The sequence below is a fragment of the Azotosporobacter soli genome (genome assembly GCF_030542965.1).
Classification (GTDB): domain Bacteria; phylum Bacillota; class Negativicutes; order SG130; family SG130; genus Azotosporobacter; species Azotosporobacter soli.
In genome coordinates this window covers 15643-30933 of the sequence record NZ_JAUAOA010000021.1, presented here as the reverse complement: position 1 = coordinate 30933, position 15291 = coordinate 15643, and the positions used below count along the sequence as shown (strand labels likewise).

The window sequence follows — 15291 nt, the reverse complement described above, 5'->3', positions numbered from 1 at the left end:
CCTCATGTCTCATACCCTAAAGCCCATAACAACGCCTTCGCTTTATCCAAGGTTTCCTGATATTCCGCCGCCGGCTGCGAATCGGCGACAATGCCGCCGCCGACTTGAAACCAAGCCTCCTGAGCCTGAAAAACCAAACTGCGGATTGCAACGTTCCAGTCAGCCTTGCCGCAAAATGACAAGTATCCGATCGATCCGGTATAGACATTGCGGCGAACCGGCTCTAATTCATCAATAATTTCCATCGCCCGCACCTTGGGCGCGCCGGTGATCGATCCCGGCGGAAAAGCGGCTGCCAGTTGATCCACTGCCGTGCATTCCTGACGCAAGCGCCCCTGCACCGTGGATACCAGATGGAAAACTGTGGCATATTCTTCACAGCAAAAAACTTCCGGCACCTTGACGCTGCCGAAGCGGCATACCTTGCCCAAATCATTGCGCATCAGATCAATGATCATTACGAGCTCAGCCTGATCTTTTTCGCTGTGCAACAATTCGCGGCGCAACCGCGAATCTTCCGTTGCAGTACCGCCGCGCGGCCTTGTGCCTTTAATCGGACGCGTCTCGACGTTATCGGCTTCTATTTTTAAAAACCGCTCCGGTGACGCACTGGCCACCACGCATTCTCCCAGTTGCAGGTATGCGGCAAACGGCGCCGGGTTAATTTCCCGCAAATAGCGATAGACGGCAAACGGATCACCTTCATACGGCGCTGTAAAACGCTGTGATAGGTTGACTTGAAAAATATCGCCTTGATATATATATTCTATGGCTTTTGCCAGTTGCCTGCAATATTGCGTTTTCTTAAAGTTCGTTCGATAAGGCCCGACCGGCTGCGGACGGACAAGCAGCGGCAATGGGCTGCATGCAATGCAGGCCTCTTCCCACGCTGCCAAACTTTCTTCTGCGCGCCGGTTGCGCCGCGTTTCCGTTTCCTCCGGCCAACCGCTGGCCAGGATGAAACAGCGTTCCGTTTCATGATCATATGCGACAACGCTGTCATAAAACCCCAGACTGCAATCCGCCAGTTCACGGTCAGCTGCACTTGCGCCGGGCAGACTTTCCTGCTCATAAGCCAAATCATATGCAAAATAACCGACCGCACCGCCGACGAATGGAATCTGCGTCTGGAAAACAGGATACGCCGCCACGCGCTTCTTCAGTTCCGGCCATAGCGGCCCGGTAAAATTTTCAATCCTGCCGTCTGCCCAGATCCAGCAACCCCGTCCGCCCTTATAACGTAAGCGCAAAAAAGGCTGACGCATCACGAAAGAAAAACGCCCCATTTCATAAGCATTGCGCGCGCTATCCAGAAAGATACTGTACGGTTCCGCAGCATAGCGGCCGTATAAGTCCGCCAGCGAAGCGGACAACCGGACTTCACGTATGAGAGGCTGCATTGCTCCCCCTCCTCTTATTCGACAGTCAAACTCACTCTTGTTAAAGCCTGTACTGCAGTGCTTTTTTGTTTTTAAAAGGATTGCTCAAGAAAATTTTGCAACATTCGATGGCCGTATTGCGTCAATACCGCTTCCGGATGAAACTGGACTCCCTCGATAGGGTATTCTCTGTGCCGCAGTCCCATAATTACGCCCTCGGCGGTTTCTGACGTCACCTGCAGGCAGCCTGGCAGACTCAGCCGTTCTACCGCCAGCGAATGATAACGCGTTACCTTGATCGTTTCCGGCAGTCCAGCATACACACCTTGACCGTCGTGACGAATCAGAGTCGTCTTGCCATGACAGGGTGGTGTACGGACAACGCATCCGCCAAAAAGTTGGCCGATCGCCTGATGCCCAAGGCAAATGCCGAGAATCGGAATCCGTCCGGCAAACGCCTCAATCAGCGCCAGCGTATTGCCGGCCTGATCCGGCGTGCAAGGCCCCGGTGAGAGGAGCAAATGCGTCGCGCTAAGCTTTAGCGCTTCTTGCACGCTTATCGCATCATTGCGCACCACTTTGCTTTCCGCGCCCAGTTCGCCCAAATATTGCACGATGTTATAGACGAACGAATCATAATTATCGATCACCAGAATCACGGCAGTTCCTCCCCGCACAAGCTGCAATATGAAGATTTTATCAGACCGCGATGTTTTTTTCAAACTTCCTTTTCTTAAAAAACTCCCGCTCTTTTTTTACCTGAAGAAAAAAGAAAGAAGGGATGGTTTCAATACCGTTTCCCTTCTTCCTATACTTAGTGCCTTTTTATTTAAAACTTCAGTTGCTATTTTTTCGTTTTTTCGTTCAGATAGTCGGCAATCGCGACAGCCGCCTTTTTCCCTGCCCCCATCGCCAAGATCACGGTCGCCGCACCGGTGACAATGTCGCCGCCCGCAAACACGCCCGGTTTCGTCGTTGCGCCGGTCTGTTCGTCCGCTACGATATTGCCTTTGCGGTTCGTTTCCATGCCTTTGGTCGTCGACTGTACCAACGGATTTGGTCCCTGGCCGATCGCAATGATTACTGTATCGACGTCGAGCGTAAAGTCCGATCCCGGCACTTCGACCGGACGACGGCGGCCGGAATCATCCGGTTCGCCCAGTTCCATCCGAATACAGGTCAGACCACTGACCCAGCCGTCTTTGCCTTCGACGGCCAGCGGCGCCGTGAGGAATTGGAAATCGATGCCTTCCTCTTTGGCGTGGTGGATTTCTTCGAGTCGCGCCGGCAATTCCTTGTCGGAACGCCGATAGACGATGTAGACTTTTTCTGCGCCGAGACGCAGCGCCGTGCGCGCCGCATCCATGGCCACATTGCCGCCGCCGACGACCGCAACTTTTTCTCCGACATGGATCGGCGTACCGCTGGTGGGGAATTGATACGCCTTCATCAAATTGCAGCGCGTCAAAAATTCATTGGCCGAATACACGCCATTGAGATTTTCGCCCTCAATGCCCATAAAGTAAGGTAAACCCGCGCCGGTACCGATGAACGCGGCGTCAAAACCTTCTTCTTCCAGCAGTTCATCGACGGTAAACGTACGCCCGATTACGGCGTTGACTTCAAATTGAACGCCGAGTTTGCGCAAAACGTCAATTTCCGCCTGTACGACTTCTTTCGGCAAACGGAATTGAGGAATGCCGTACATCAATACGCCGCCCGGCAAATGCAGCGCTTCAAACACGGTTACCCGAAAGCCCTTCTTGGCCAAATCGCCCGCGACGCTGAGTCCTGCCGGACCGGAACCGATCACCGCAACTTTGGGCGCATCCTCGCGCACAACGGAGACAGGATCTTCGCCGCCTTGTTCACGCGCCAAATCGGCTGCATAACGCTCCAAACGGCCAATCGCAACCGCTTCGCCTTTTTTAGCCAGCACGCAATATTTCTCGCATTGGTCTTCTTGCGGGCAAACGCGGCCGCATACGGCAGGCAGACTGTTTACCTGCTGGATCGTACGGATAGCGCCTGCTGGGTCGCCCTCTTTAAGTTGAGCGATGAAGGCAGGAATATCGATTTCGACCGGGCAGCCCTGACGGCATGGCGCCGCCTTGCATTGCAGGCAACGCGCAGCTTCCGCCGTTGCCAGTTCTGCTGTATAGCCGAGCGCGACTTCTTCAAAATTTCCCGCTCTGACTTTCGGATCCTGTTCCGGCATCGGATGTTTCTTTAATGAGATTGACATTTGCAGCTGCCTCCCTCGCAATGATCGCTGTGATCCTTTTCCTGGCGCTTATACATTCTCTGGCGCGCCATCAGATTATCAAAGTCTACCAAGTGCGCGTCGAATTCCGGGCCGTCAACGCAGGCAAACTTGTTTTCTTTGCCGACCGCCACGCGACAGCCGCCGCACATGCCGGTACCGTCAACCATGATCGGGTTAAGGCTGGCTACCGTGTGTACGCCGTACGGGCGCGTCGTTTCCGCAACGAACTTCATCATGATGACCGGACCGATCGCCACGACCAGATTGACCGGCGCGCTGCCGTCGAGCAATTCTTTGAGCGGCTCGGTCACCAGTGCCTTGCGACCTTTTGTGCCGTCATCAGTCGTGATGATCAGTTCATCGCTGACCGAAGCCATTTCCTCTTCATAGATCAAAATGTCTTTCGAACGTGCGCCGATAATCGAAATGACCTTGTTGCCCGCTTCTTTCATCGCGCGGGCAATCGGATAGACCGGTGCAATGCCGATGCCGCCGCCTACGCAAACAACTGTGCCGAAGTTTTCTACATGCGTCGGCTGGCCGAGCGGACCGACAAAATCGTGCAACGCATCCCCCACTTCAAGTTGGCCGAGCAGTTTCGTCGATGCGCCGACTTCTTGGAAAATGATTGTGATGCTTCCCGTTTCGCGATTAAAATCGGCAATCGTCAGCGGCACGCGCTCGCCTTCCGCATCAACACGTAAGATGACAAACTGCCCCGCCTGCGCCTTACGTGCAATCTGCGGCGCCGCTACCTCAAACAACTTGACGCTGGGCGCCAATTCTTTTTTTACTAATATTTCATACATATAAATAGCCTCCCTTACTCACTTTGCCCGGGAAATATTCCCGCCAAATATTTCTGAATATCCGTGCGGATCGGCATAAAATAGATATTGCTGTCGATGCGCCGGACATAATCGAGGACCTGCCGGGCAAAATTCTGGTTCCACTCTTGCGTCGGCTGAAACTGTTTCGGAAATACCGCATGATTCTTTGCTTCCCAATAGCGAAAACTGCGGTCGGAGGTGACCGGAGAAACACCCCAGAACACTTCGCGCTCTTCCAATAATTCGGCGTAAATTTCAAGCAGGCGAAAATCAAAGAACGGCTGCGTGAAAAATCCATCCGCGCCTGCATATTCTTTGCGCCGCAAATAATCATACTCGCTGCGGATGCTCGTCCGATATTGATCGATTCCTGCATACACCTTGATATGCGGAAGTTCTTTTTTGAATTTGGCAATCAGTTCTACGCTGGTCGTCGGATAAATCAGTCGCGACATATCCTGCGGTGGATCACCGGTGATGACCAAGACTTCACGAATCCCGTTCTCAACGAGAAAATCCGCCATCGGCAGCGGCTGCTGCGGATCGATGTCAATCGCCCGGATGTGCGGAATCACCTGACGAAAATAAGGTTTCGCCTGCGCGCACCCTTCCCAGCTGCGCATATCGTAGCGCAGCAAATCCGGAATATTGATCATATCAATCGCCGGAAAAAAGTCTTTTACGATTTCAAGTTCCCGGACCAGTTCCTGGCACTCGCGCGGAACCAACTCGATAGCGATTCGGGTCATGCTACTCCTCCTACGACGACTTGCTTAAAACAAACCGATAATTTTTCCGCTGTTGTCAATATCCATCTTTTCCGCTGCCGGTCGTTTGGGCAAACCGGGCATCGTCATGATCTCACCGGTCAATGCCACCAAAAAACCGGCTCCAGCCGCAACGCGAAGCTCCTTGACCGTTACCGTAAAGCCATCCGGACGCCCGAGCTTGCTTGCATCATCACTCAGAGAGTACTGCGTTTTGGCCATACAGATCGGCGTCTTGTCAAAGCCGAGCGCGGTCAGTTCCGCAATCGTCTTTTCCACCGCCGGCGTATACGCAACATCCGCCGCACCGTAGACCTGCTTGGCAATCACCGCAATCTTCTCCTTGATCGGAGCTTTCACATCATATAATTGTTGGAAGGTATTTTTCTTCTCACAGGCAGCCAAGACTTTTTCCGCCAATTCACGGCCGCCTTCGCCGCCCTTGGCCCACACTTCGGACAGAGCGACTTCCGCGCCGAGCGTATTGCAGCGTTCTCTGACAAATTCCAGTTCCGCCGCCGTATCGGTCGGGAATGCGTTGATGGCAACGACCGCAGGCAAGCCGAATTTTTGAATGTTCTCGATGTGTTTCTCAAGATTCGCCAAACCAGCGCCGAGCGCCGTCATGTTTTCACCGACCAATTCGGTCTTTGGCACGCCGCCGTGCATCTTGAGCGCACGGACGGTGGCTACGATAACTACCGCCGCCGGACGCAGGCCAGCAAAACGGCACTTGATATTAAGAAATTTTTCCGCGCCCAGATCCGCGCCGAAGCCGGCTTCCGTCACACAGACATCCGCCATCTTCAAAGCAAATTTTGTCGCCATCACGCTGTTGCAACCATGCGCGATATTCGCAAACGGACCGCCATGCACGAAAGCCGGCGTGTTTTCAAGCGTCTGTACCAGATTCGGTTTGATCGCATCCTTGAACAAGAGCGTCAATGCGCCGGTCGCCTTAAGATCGTTGGCCGTCACCGGACGATTGTCATAAGTATAGGCCACGATGATCCGGCCGATGCGTTCCTTCATATCTTCGAGATCGCCTGCCAGACAAAGAATCGCCATCATTTCCGAGGCGACCGTGATATCAAAGCCGCTTTCCCGCGGTACGCCGTTGATCTTGCCGCCCAAACCGCAGACGATGTTCCTTAGCGCCCGTTCGTTAAGATCCATGACCCGTCGCCAGGTGATGCGACGCGGATCGATGCCTAGGTCATTGCCCTGATGGATGTGATTGTCAAGCATCGCTGCAAGCAAGTTATGCGCCGAAGTGATCGCATGAAAATCACCGGTAAAATGCAGGTTGATGTCTTCCATCGGCACGACCTGCGCATAACCGCCGCCAGCTGCGCCGCCTTTCAGTCCAAAACAGGGGCCGAGCGACGGCTCACGCAATGCGATTGCCACCTTTTTGCCCATTTTGCGCAGCGCATCGCCAAGGCCTACCGTCGTCGTTGTCTTGCCTTCGCCGGCCGGCGTCGGGTTGATCGCCGTGACTAAAACCAGTTTGCCGTCCGGTTGCGTCTTCAGACGTTCCCAAGCCGGCAGAGCAACCTTTGCCTTATATTTTCCGTACAGTTCCAGATCATCTTCCGTGAGTCCCATTTCAGCCGCCACTTGGACGACCGGTTTCATTTGCGCCGCTTGGGCAATTTCCACATCACTTTTCACGTTCTGACCCCCTCGAAATTTATCGCTTCTGCAAGGCACGCGCCGCCGTCACCGCATTTTGCAGCAAGACAGCAATCGTCAACAATCCGACGCCGCCGGGCACCGGAGTAATCGCTCCGGCGACTTCCTTGACCGTTTCAAAGTCAACGTCGCCAACGAGTTTACGGTCAGGCAGCCGGTTAATGCCGACATCAATCACGACTGCACCGGGTTTGACCATGTCGGCAGTAAGAAACTTGGCTTTGCCGATCGCCACAATCAAGATATCGGCCTCTTTCGTCACTTCGGACAAATTCTTGGTCCGCGAGTGGCAGATCGTAACGGTGGCATTACGCGCAAGCAACAGCTGCGCCATTGGCTTGCCGACAATATTGCTGCGACCGACAATGACCGCCCGGCTTCCTTCCAGCGGAATTCCGGCCAGCTCCAACATTCGGATGCAGCCATACGGCGTACACGGCACCAAATATTCCTGGCCGATGCTGAGGCGTCCGACATTGACCGGATGGAATCCATCCACATCCTTGTCCGGCGAAATCGCATAAAGAAATTCCGCTTCGTCAGCCTTTAAAGCATCCGGCAACGGTAGCTGCAGCAATATGCCGTGAATATCCTTGCGCAGGTTAAGCTGTTCAATCTGCGCCAATAACTGTGACTTGCTGGTATGCTCCGACATGCGGATCACCTCGGAGTAAATCCCTAACTCTTCACAGGCCTTGTGCTTATTAGCCACATACACCTGCGATGCCGGATTATCGCCGACAATAATCACCGCCAAGCCCGGCGTCACTCCGGTCTTAGCCTTCAATTGCAAAGCATCGGCTTTTGCCTGCTCTTTCAATTGCGCTGCAAACACTTTACCTTCTAACAGTCTTGCCGTCATGGATATTCATTCCCCCTAGGCATATTATGTCGAAAACATTTATCAACCATTATAACACAATGCTCAGCACTGTAAACACCAGCAAGGCAATTCCCACGATACCATTGCGCATGAAATAGTCCTGCCTGACACGGCTCAAATCGTCTGCGGACACAATGCTGTGTTGGTAGACGAGTACGATGCCGGCCAGCGAAACGCCAAGATAATAGAGCGCCGGCAAAGCAAACAGTTGTCCAACCCAAAAGAAAAGTCCCACACTCACCAAGTGCATCAGCCTCGATAAGCGGAGCGCACCTGCCACGCCAAATCGAACCGGCATCGAATGCAAACCATGCTTGCGGTCAAACTCGACATCCTGGCAGCCATAAATAACGTCAAAACCGGCGATCCAAACACAGACCGCCAAAGCAAGACAAAGAATCGGCCAGCCGATCACGCCCTGTATCGCAACCCAGGCTCCGATTGGCGCTACGCCAAGAGCCACGCCCAATACCAAGTGGCATGTCCAGGAAAAACGCTTCATATAAGGATAAATCGAAAGCGGCACCAGTGCCAACGGCGCCAATTTGAGGCAAAGCGGCTGCAGATTCGCGGCCGCCCAAATAAAAAGAGCTAGGCTAAAAGCGATGAACAACACCGCCTCTTTAGGCTTGACTTCCCCGGTAACCATCGGGCGCTGCGTGAAGCGCGGATGCAATTTGTCATATTTGAGATCAATGAAATTATTAAGGGCCATGGCTGCACTACGCGCGCCAACCATGGCCATGGTAATCCAAAACAGGTCATGGCCGGTGGGCATCCCACCGGCCGCCAAAATAGCTCCCATATAAGCGAAAGGCAAAGCAAAAACAGAATGCGAAAAAACGATATTATCCAAGTGCGCTTTCAGTTTACTCAAGACCTAGTTCCTTCCATTTCTTGTCGACGATTGCTTTCACATCATCCGACATGGTGATTTCATCCGGCCACTCTCGGCTATAACCTTCCTGCGGCCATGCTTTCGTGGCATCGATGCCCACTTTGGTTCCCCAATTCGGCATCGGCGACGAGTGATCCAAGACGTCAAGCGGTCCGTCAACCATGACCACATCCCGCCGCGCGTCGATATTATTATAGACCCGCCACCATACTTCATTCATATCCTGCACATTGACATGTTCATCCACGACGATAATCATCTTGGTAAACATCATCTGCCCCATGCCCCAAATCGAGTGCATGACTTTTTTCGCCTGCTGCGGATACGACTTTTTGATCGATACGACCGCGCAGTTATGGAACACGCCTTCGAGCGGCAAATTCATATCGATGATTTCCGGAATGCTCATTTGCAAAAGAGGCAGGAAAATCCGTTCCGTCGCCTTGGCCATATAGCAATCTTCCATCGGCGGTTTGCCAACCACGGTCGCCGGATAAATCGGATTCTTGCGATGCGTAATGCAGGTAATATGAAAAACAGGATAGTCGTCGGCCAGCGAGTAATAGCCGGTATGATCGCCAAACGGACCTTCACGCCGCAGTTCGTCCATCAGCACATAGCCTTCGAGAACGATTTCCGACTGCGCAGGGACCTCGACATCAACGGTCTGGCATTTTACCAGTTCCACTGCTTTTTTGCGCAGGAAACCGGCAAAAATCATTTCATCGATATCTTTCGGCAGCGGCGCAGTCGCCGCATAGGTCACCGCCGGGTCGCCGCCAATTGCAACCGCTACTTCGATGCGATCCCTGCCGAGTTCTCGATGCGCCCGGAAATTTTCCGCGCCGTTCTTATGAATATGCCAATGCATGCCGGTCGTCTGGCCGTCAAATACCTGCAGCCGATACATGCCGACATTCCGCTTGCCGTTTAACGGATTTTTAGTGAATACGAGCGGCAGCGTAATGAACTTGCCGGCATCGCCCGGCCAGCATTTGAGAATCGGAAAAGCGTCAAGCGACGGCTGATCTTTGATCACCACTTCCTGACACGGTGCATTTCTGACGTATTTGGGAAAATGAATCGCCCGTTTCGCCTGCGGCACCAACTTAATCAAGTCTAATTTATTTTGAATCGAAATATACGGAATCTTGAGCAGTGAGCGAATTTCTTCCGCCACATCGTCGAGTTTTTCAACGCCGAGCGCCATCGCCATGCGCTCCATACTGCCGAACGCATTCATCAGCACCGGCGTCGTATGGCCTTCAACATTTTCGAATAACAAGGCAACATTTTTGTCGCCGGTCATTTTGGAAACCCGATCCGTTATCTCGGTGATTTCCAGCTCACAACTAACCCGTTGGGTAATACGCTTCAACAGGCCGCGACTTTCCAGCGCCTGAATAAATTCTCGCAAATCATTAAATGCCACGAACGAAACTCCTCTCAACCCTTTACTTCTTCATAATAAAACGTACGATCCAATAACTGATTTCATATAAGACAATCATCGGCACCGCCACCATCGTCTGCGAAAAAACATCCGGCGTAGGCGACAATACCGCGCCAATCACAAAAGACAAGACCAGAACATGCTTGCGTTTGCTCTTCAAAAAAGCTGATCCGACAAAGCCCACCTTGGCCAAGACTAATATGAATAGCGGCAGTTCAAACACGATGCCGAACGGCAGCAAAAAGGAAATGACAAACGATAAATATTCGCCGAGCGACAGCAACGGCTGCAAGTCTTCCGTTGCAAAGCCCATGAAAAATTTGATGCCCGCCGGCAATGCCAGCAGGTAGCCAAAGGCCAAACCGATAAAAAACAATAAAACCGAGGCCGGAACCAAAAACAAACCGGTTCCCCGCTCCTTCTTGCTGAGCGCAGGTACAATAAACGCCCACATTTGGTAGAGAACAATCGGCAGCGCCAGTAAAAACCCGGCAAAAAAAGAAACCTTCAGATAAGTGAAAAAGGCTTCACCCGGACTCATATAATATAATTTTCCCGCCGGAGCCGTGATGATATGCACCAGCTGCGCGGCATAAAAATAACAGCCGGTACTGCCTACCGCAATAGCGGCCAAACAAATCAACAAACGACGGCGAAACTCTTCCAGATGGCCAACCAGCGACATATCGCCTGCCCCAGCTTCCTGCTCCGCTTCAGCTTCAGCCTCCGGTCGTTTCGTTTCTTCTTCCGCTTCCTGATGGATCAAATCAGACATTGGTCACCCTCACTTTTTCTCCTCGGTCTTTACTTCTTCCGTTTTCTTAGCCTCCACCTTTTGTTCCGCTTCCGGTTCTACTGTGGTAGCCTTGCGAAATTCCTGGAGGCTCTTGCCGATCGCCTTACCCACTTCCGGTAATTTTCCCGGTCCAAAGACAACTAATGCTATAACAAGAACGAGTACCAATTCAGGCATACTAAAGCTAAACATATGAAATAAGCCCCTTTCTTTACTCTGCTGCTATTATTATACCTATTCCCCGCAGAAAATACAATTTACCCTTTTCAGTTGCGACGCCATCTGATTTAAAAAACCGCCGTTCCTTTTTCGGAAGCGGCGGTTTTTCTTTCCACACTTTAGAAACGAATTTTATCGACTGCGGATATATGACGCTGTATGCCAAGCTCCTCTTTCTTCATGCCAAGCGCGAGGCCGATGAGCTGCGGCAAATGCAAAATGGGCAGTTCCGCCTTGCTGTTGGCGGCTTCCCGCCCTTCCGGCTGATACATGTCAAGCTGCATCTGACAAAGCGGGCAAGGCGTAACCAGCAGATCTGCACCGGCTTTAGCCGCATTATCAACCGTTTTTCCCGTCACCTGCATGACATCTTTTTCTGCCGTCCAAAACGCATGGAAACCGCAGCATTTAAGTTTGTAATCAAAATCAACTGCTTGCGCGCCTAACAATCCAATTATTTTCTCCAGCGAGCGCGGATTCAGCGCGTCTTCATAATTCATCACGGTTGGCGGACGCAACAAGTGACACCCGTAATAACCGGCCACTTTCAGTCCATTGAGCGGCTGCGCCACTTTGCCATCCAACAAGCCGGGGTTGGAAGCCAAAACCCAGAGCAAGTGAGTTACTTCACTGGTTCCTTTATATTCATAACCGCCAGCGGCAAGGATTTCATTGACCTTGGCTTTTAATTCCGGATCACTATCCAGTGCAGCCTTGGCACGCCGCAATTGCAGCGTGCAAGTATTGCAGACGGTCATGACCGGCAAACCCATGCTTTCCGCAATCGCCAAGTTTCTCGCATTAATCGCCAGCGAGGTCAGTTCATCAACATCCTGCATATGCGAAGCGCCGCAGCAGGTCCACTCGGGAATCTCTACCAAGTCGATACCCAACGCTTCCGTTACTTTTACCGTGGCAAGAAAGGCTTCGCTTGCGGCGCCGCGCAGGACGCAGCCAGGAAATAACGCATATCTCATAATTTCTTCTCCTTTGCCGCCTTCATGATAGCCCGTACTTTTTCAATATCGCCAATCGGCTTTGCCTGCTCAAGCGGGTTAAGCTTGCCGGAGCGCATCAGACGATAGGCCACCGGCACACGCAACGCCGATTTCAGACCTTCGGTCTTTAAAGCCAGTTTCGCTTCATCCAACCGCCCCAGTTCTTTGACGTCATCATAAAAGGCCATCGCATGATCCGATCCCTCGTTGCTGGACATTTTCTTCTCAAACGTTGCAATCCTCATCTTCTCGATATCTTCTGCCGGGCTCAGCCCTTTCGGGCATTTCGCAGCGCACTCCTGACAATTCAGGCATTTCCACAAACCATCCTTTACTGCCGGCTCCAAATGCGCAACAGCATCCTTATCACGTGAATCAGCTACAAATTTAGCCGCCTTACTGAAAATAAACGGATCAAGAAAATCCTTGCTGTTTAGATTGCTCTTGTTGCATTCCGACACGCAGGAACCGCACAAAATGCACTCCGAGTTTTTGCTGTATTTTTTAAACTCATCTTTCGACTGCCGACAACCTTCACTGGCGCTGAATTCCGTTTTAGGCTGCAATGCCGGTTTTATTTTTTTCAGCCGGTCATACTTAGGCTGCCAGTCAACCATCAAATCACGCAGCACCGTAAAATTCCCTAACGGAGCAATCGTTAACGTGTCAGAAGCATAACGCTTCAACAGATCAGCCAGCAACGTCTCACACGCCAGTACCGCATTATCATTGACTTTCACCGCACAAGCGCCGCAGATGCTGGAGCGGCACGATGCGGTAAACGTCAGTGTAGGATCCATGGTTTCTTTGATCTTTATTAAGGCTCCGAGGACGGTCATCCCCGTTTCCACTTCCAGCCGATATTCTTGTTCCCATTTTTTCTCGCCCAAAAACCGTTGGATCTTTAATGTAATAGCCATTTTAATACTTCCTTTCCACCGGTTTGTACTGTCCAATCATCACAGGACGATATTCCGTCTTAAAGCCATCGCCTTCTTTGCTGATCAGCGTATGCTGCAAGAAGTTTTTGTCATCACGCTGCGGAAAGTCGGTGCGCGAATGACTGCCGCGACTTTCTTTGCGGGCTAAGCCGCCATAAATAATCCCTTTGCCAAGCCGCAGCAAATTACCCAGCTCAATATAATTCATAAATGCAGTATTGCAGGTACGGCTGGAATCGCCAACCTGACAAGTATTATACATCGCCTGCAGTTCTTGCATGTCGCCCATCGCCTGACGCAAGCCTTTTTCATTGCGGAAAATCCCGGCATTATTCCACATCGTCATTGCCATTTTATCGCGAATCATCGCAACTGATGCTCCTTGGCTTCGCTTCGTCGTTTCATCAAATTTGCGGTTCCATGCTGCGACAGCCGCTTTTAGTTTTTCTTTGTCGCCTTCGTATCCGGCGCCTTTTGCATAAGCCGCAGCCGCCGCGCCCGCCGTCTTGCCAAATACCAAGACCTCGCTCAAAGAGTTTGCTCCTAAGCGGTTCGCGCCATGCACCGAAATGCAGGAACATTCCCCGGCCGCATAAATGCCCGCGATCTTCGTCGCACAGGTCTTATAATCGACCACATCGATGCCGCCCATCGAATAATGGCAGGTTCCCCGAATCGGCGCCGGTGCGTCGAAAATATCCACTCCTTCAAATTGCAAGGCCAGCTGCCGAACTTGGAATAGACGTTCCTGAATGATCGCCTTCGGAATATGACGGAAATCGAGATAGACCGCTGCTTTCAACCCTTCACCGATTCCGCGGCCGGCTAAGATTTCTTTTTCAACGGACTGACACACAAGGTCACGCGGCCCGAGTTCCATCGCCTTCGGTGCATACCGTGCCATGAAGCGCTCGCCACTGCTGTTAAGCAGATGAGCGCCTTCACTGCGACTTGACTCCGATAGCAGTACGCCATTGCTGGCCAGACCGGTAGGGTGGAACTGCACCATTTCAGGATCCTTAAACGGAATGCCGATGTTTAAACAAGCGGCAATGCCATCGCCGGTCGAGCTGTAAGGATTGCTGGTGCGCACCCAATACGCCCGTCCGTAACCGCCAGTCGCGACGATGACCGTCTTAGCAGGAACCGAGAGCATCTCGCCGCTGCGCATATCGACCGCGACGACGCCGCTCAGTTTGCCGTTCATTGCGACAATTTCAAGCAACTGGCACTCGGAAATAAAATCAATATTCTCTTTCAAACACTGTTCAAACATGGTGTGCAGTACTGCATGGCCCGAAATATCCGCTGAATAGGCGGCGCGTGCATAACTGCTGCCGCCCATCTTACGCTGGTGGAAACGCCCATCTTCTTGTCGATTGAAGGCAATGCCCGAATAATCAAGTTCGAACAGCATCTTTGCCGATTCTTCCGTATAATACGCCACCGCATCCTGGTCACAAAGATAGTCGGCGCCCTTGACGGTATCAAAAGCATGAATCTCCGGCGAATCCTTCGTATCCGTGTTGCGCGCCGCACCATTGATGCCGCCTTGCGCCATCGTCGTCGCCGAACGGGTCGGGGCCATCTTCGTCATCACGGCGACCTTGATCCCTTTTTGCTTGCTGGCCTCCAGCGCCGCTCTCATACCTGCGCCGCCGCTGCCGATGATCAATACGTCATATAATGCGCTACCGCTCCGTACCGCTTCCGGTATGTTGCTGCCCGGCCAGGCAAAGTACGCGCCGGCAACAACAGCGGCTCCCGCCGCAGCGCCTACTTTCAGGAATGTCCGTCTGCTCATCTTATCCACGCTATTCGCACCTGCTTTTCATATATTTTGAACTGCTTTTTCTGTTTTTAAAGCAGCTCATGCTCTCATCAACCTTGCTTTTTTTCGCTTTCGCTGCTTACGGCCTGGCGCATTTCTCGTATTCCCTTTCCTAGCGCCTTGCCGACCTCCGGCAGTTTTCCCGGGCCGAAAACGACCAGTGCGATAACCAGTATCATCGCTAACTCTGCCATACTGAAGCTGAACATATCCATCCCTCCTTCCTGAGAATCACGTTTTCTTCAACTATTTATTTTACTCCGTACAAAAACACGCCATTATTTTTTAAAGTTTTTTCAGCATTGATTGCAATTAACTCATTCTCTATGGGCATA

General features: G+C 52.1%; 15 protein-coding genes. All 15 read right to left on the bottom strand.

What is annotated here, in order from left to right:
• Positions 1 to 2: 2 nt before the first annotated feature.
• Positions 3 to 1400, bottom strand: coding sequence for an aminodeoxychorismate synthase component I (gene pabB / locus QTL79_RS14780; protein WP_346355735.1), 1398 nt, complete (start codon positions 1398 to 1400; stop codon positions 3 to 5).
• A gap of 71 nt (positions 1401 to 1471) precedes the next feature.
• Positions 1472 to 2038: an anthranilate synthase component II gene (locus QTL79_RS14775; protein ID WP_346355734.1), complete on the bottom strand. Its 567-nt coding sequence runs from the start codon at positions 2036 to 2038 to the stop codon at positions 1472 to 1474.
• A gap of 185 nt (positions 2039 to 2223) precedes the next feature.
• Complete coding sequence (gene gltA / locus QTL79_RS14770) at positions 2224 to 3624, bottom strand: NADPH-dependent glutamate synthase (protein WP_346355733.1); 1401 nt, start codon at positions 3622 to 3624, stop codon at positions 2224 to 2226.
• Positions 3609 to 4454 carry a sulfide/dihydroorotate dehydrogenase-like FAD/NAD-binding protein gene (locus QTL79_RS14765; protein WP_346355732.1) on the bottom strand — a complete coding sequence of 282 codons (846 nt, stop codon included), beginning with the start codon at positions 4452 to 4454 and terminating at the stop codon, positions 3609 to 3611. Before QTL79_RS14765 ends, gltA begins: the two co-directional genes overlap by 16 nt.
• 14 nt (positions 4455 to 4468) lie before the next feature.
• Positions 4469 to 5224, bottom strand: coding sequence for a methylenetetrahydrofolate reductase (locus QTL79_RS14760; RefSeq protein ID WP_346355731.1), 756 nt, complete (start codon positions 5222 to 5224; stop codon positions 4469 to 4471).
• A gap of 24 nt (positions 5225 to 5248) precedes the next feature.
• Positions 5249 to 6916 (bottom strand): formate--tetrahydrofolate ligase, encoded by a 1668-nt coding sequence (locus QTL79_RS14755; protein ID WP_346355730.1) that lies wholly within the window; start codon positions 6914 to 6916, stop codon positions 5249 to 5251.
• Positions 6917 to 6935: 19 nt separating this feature from the next.
• The gene (gene folD, locus QTL79_RS14750) at positions 6936 to 7799 is read right to left on the bottom strand and encodes a bifunctional methylenetetrahydrofolate dehydrogenase/methenyltetrahydrofolate cyclohydrolase FolD (RefSeq protein ID WP_346355729.1); all 864 of its coding nucleotides are present in this window, start codon (positions 7797 to 7799) and stop codon (positions 6936 to 6938) included.
• A 49-nt stretch (positions 7800 to 7848) separates the two neighbouring features.
• Entirely contained in the window at positions 7849 to 8697 is an 849-nt protein-coding gene (locus QTL79_RS14745; RefSeq protein ID WP_346355728.1) for a UbiA-like polyprenyltransferase, read from the bottom strand.
• Positions 8690 to 10150 (bottom strand): menaquinone biosynthesis decarboxylase, encoded by a 1461-nt coding sequence (locus tag QTL79_RS14740; RefSeq protein ID WP_346355727.1) that lies wholly within the window; start codon positions 10148 to 10150, stop codon positions 8690 to 8692. Before QTL79_RS14740 ends, QTL79_RS14745 begins: the two co-directional genes overlap by 8 nt.
• A gap of 22 nt (positions 10151 to 10172) precedes the next feature.
• Positions 10173 to 10946: a twin-arginine translocase subunit TatC gene (gene tatC, locus QTL79_RS14735; RefSeq protein WP_346355726.1), complete on the bottom strand. Its 774-nt coding sequence runs from the start codon at positions 10944 to 10946 to the stop codon at positions 10173 to 10175.
• A gap of 9 nt (positions 10947 to 10955) precedes the next feature.
• Positions 10956 to 11159: a twin-arginine translocase TatA/TatE family subunit gene (gene tatA, locus QTL79_RS14730; RefSeq protein WP_346355725.1), complete on the bottom strand. Its 204-nt coding sequence runs from the start codon at positions 11157 to 11159 to the stop codon at positions 10956 to 10958.
• Positions 11160 to 11305: 146 nt separating this feature from the next.
• Positions 11306 to 12163 carry a CoB--CoM heterodisulfide reductase iron-sulfur subunit B family protein gene (locus QTL79_RS14725; RefSeq protein ID WP_346355724.1) on the bottom strand — a complete coding sequence of 286 codons (858 nt, stop codon included), beginning with the start codon at positions 12161 to 12163 and terminating at the stop codon, positions 11306 to 11308.
• Entirely contained in the window at positions 12160 to 13104 is a 945-nt protein-coding gene (locus tag QTL79_RS14720; protein WP_346355723.1) for a succinate dehydrogenase/fumarate reductase iron-sulfur subunit, read from the bottom strand. The genes QTL79_RS14725 and QTL79_RS14720 overlap by 4 nt, the downstream gene beginning before the upstream one ends.
• Before the next feature lies 1 nt (position 13105).
• Positions 13106 to 14929 (bottom strand): FAD-dependent oxidoreductase, encoded by a 1824-nt coding sequence (locus QTL79_RS14715; protein ID WP_346355765.1) that lies wholly within the window; start codon positions 14927 to 14929, stop codon positions 13106 to 13108.
• Between the two features lie 77 nt (positions 14930 to 15006).
• Positions 15007 to 15165, bottom strand: coding sequence for a twin-arginine translocase TatA/TatE family subunit (gene tatA / locus QTL79_RS14710; protein WP_346355722.1), 159 nt, complete (start codon positions 15163 to 15165; stop codon positions 15007 to 15009).
• Positions 15166 to 15291: the final 126 nt, after the last annotated feature.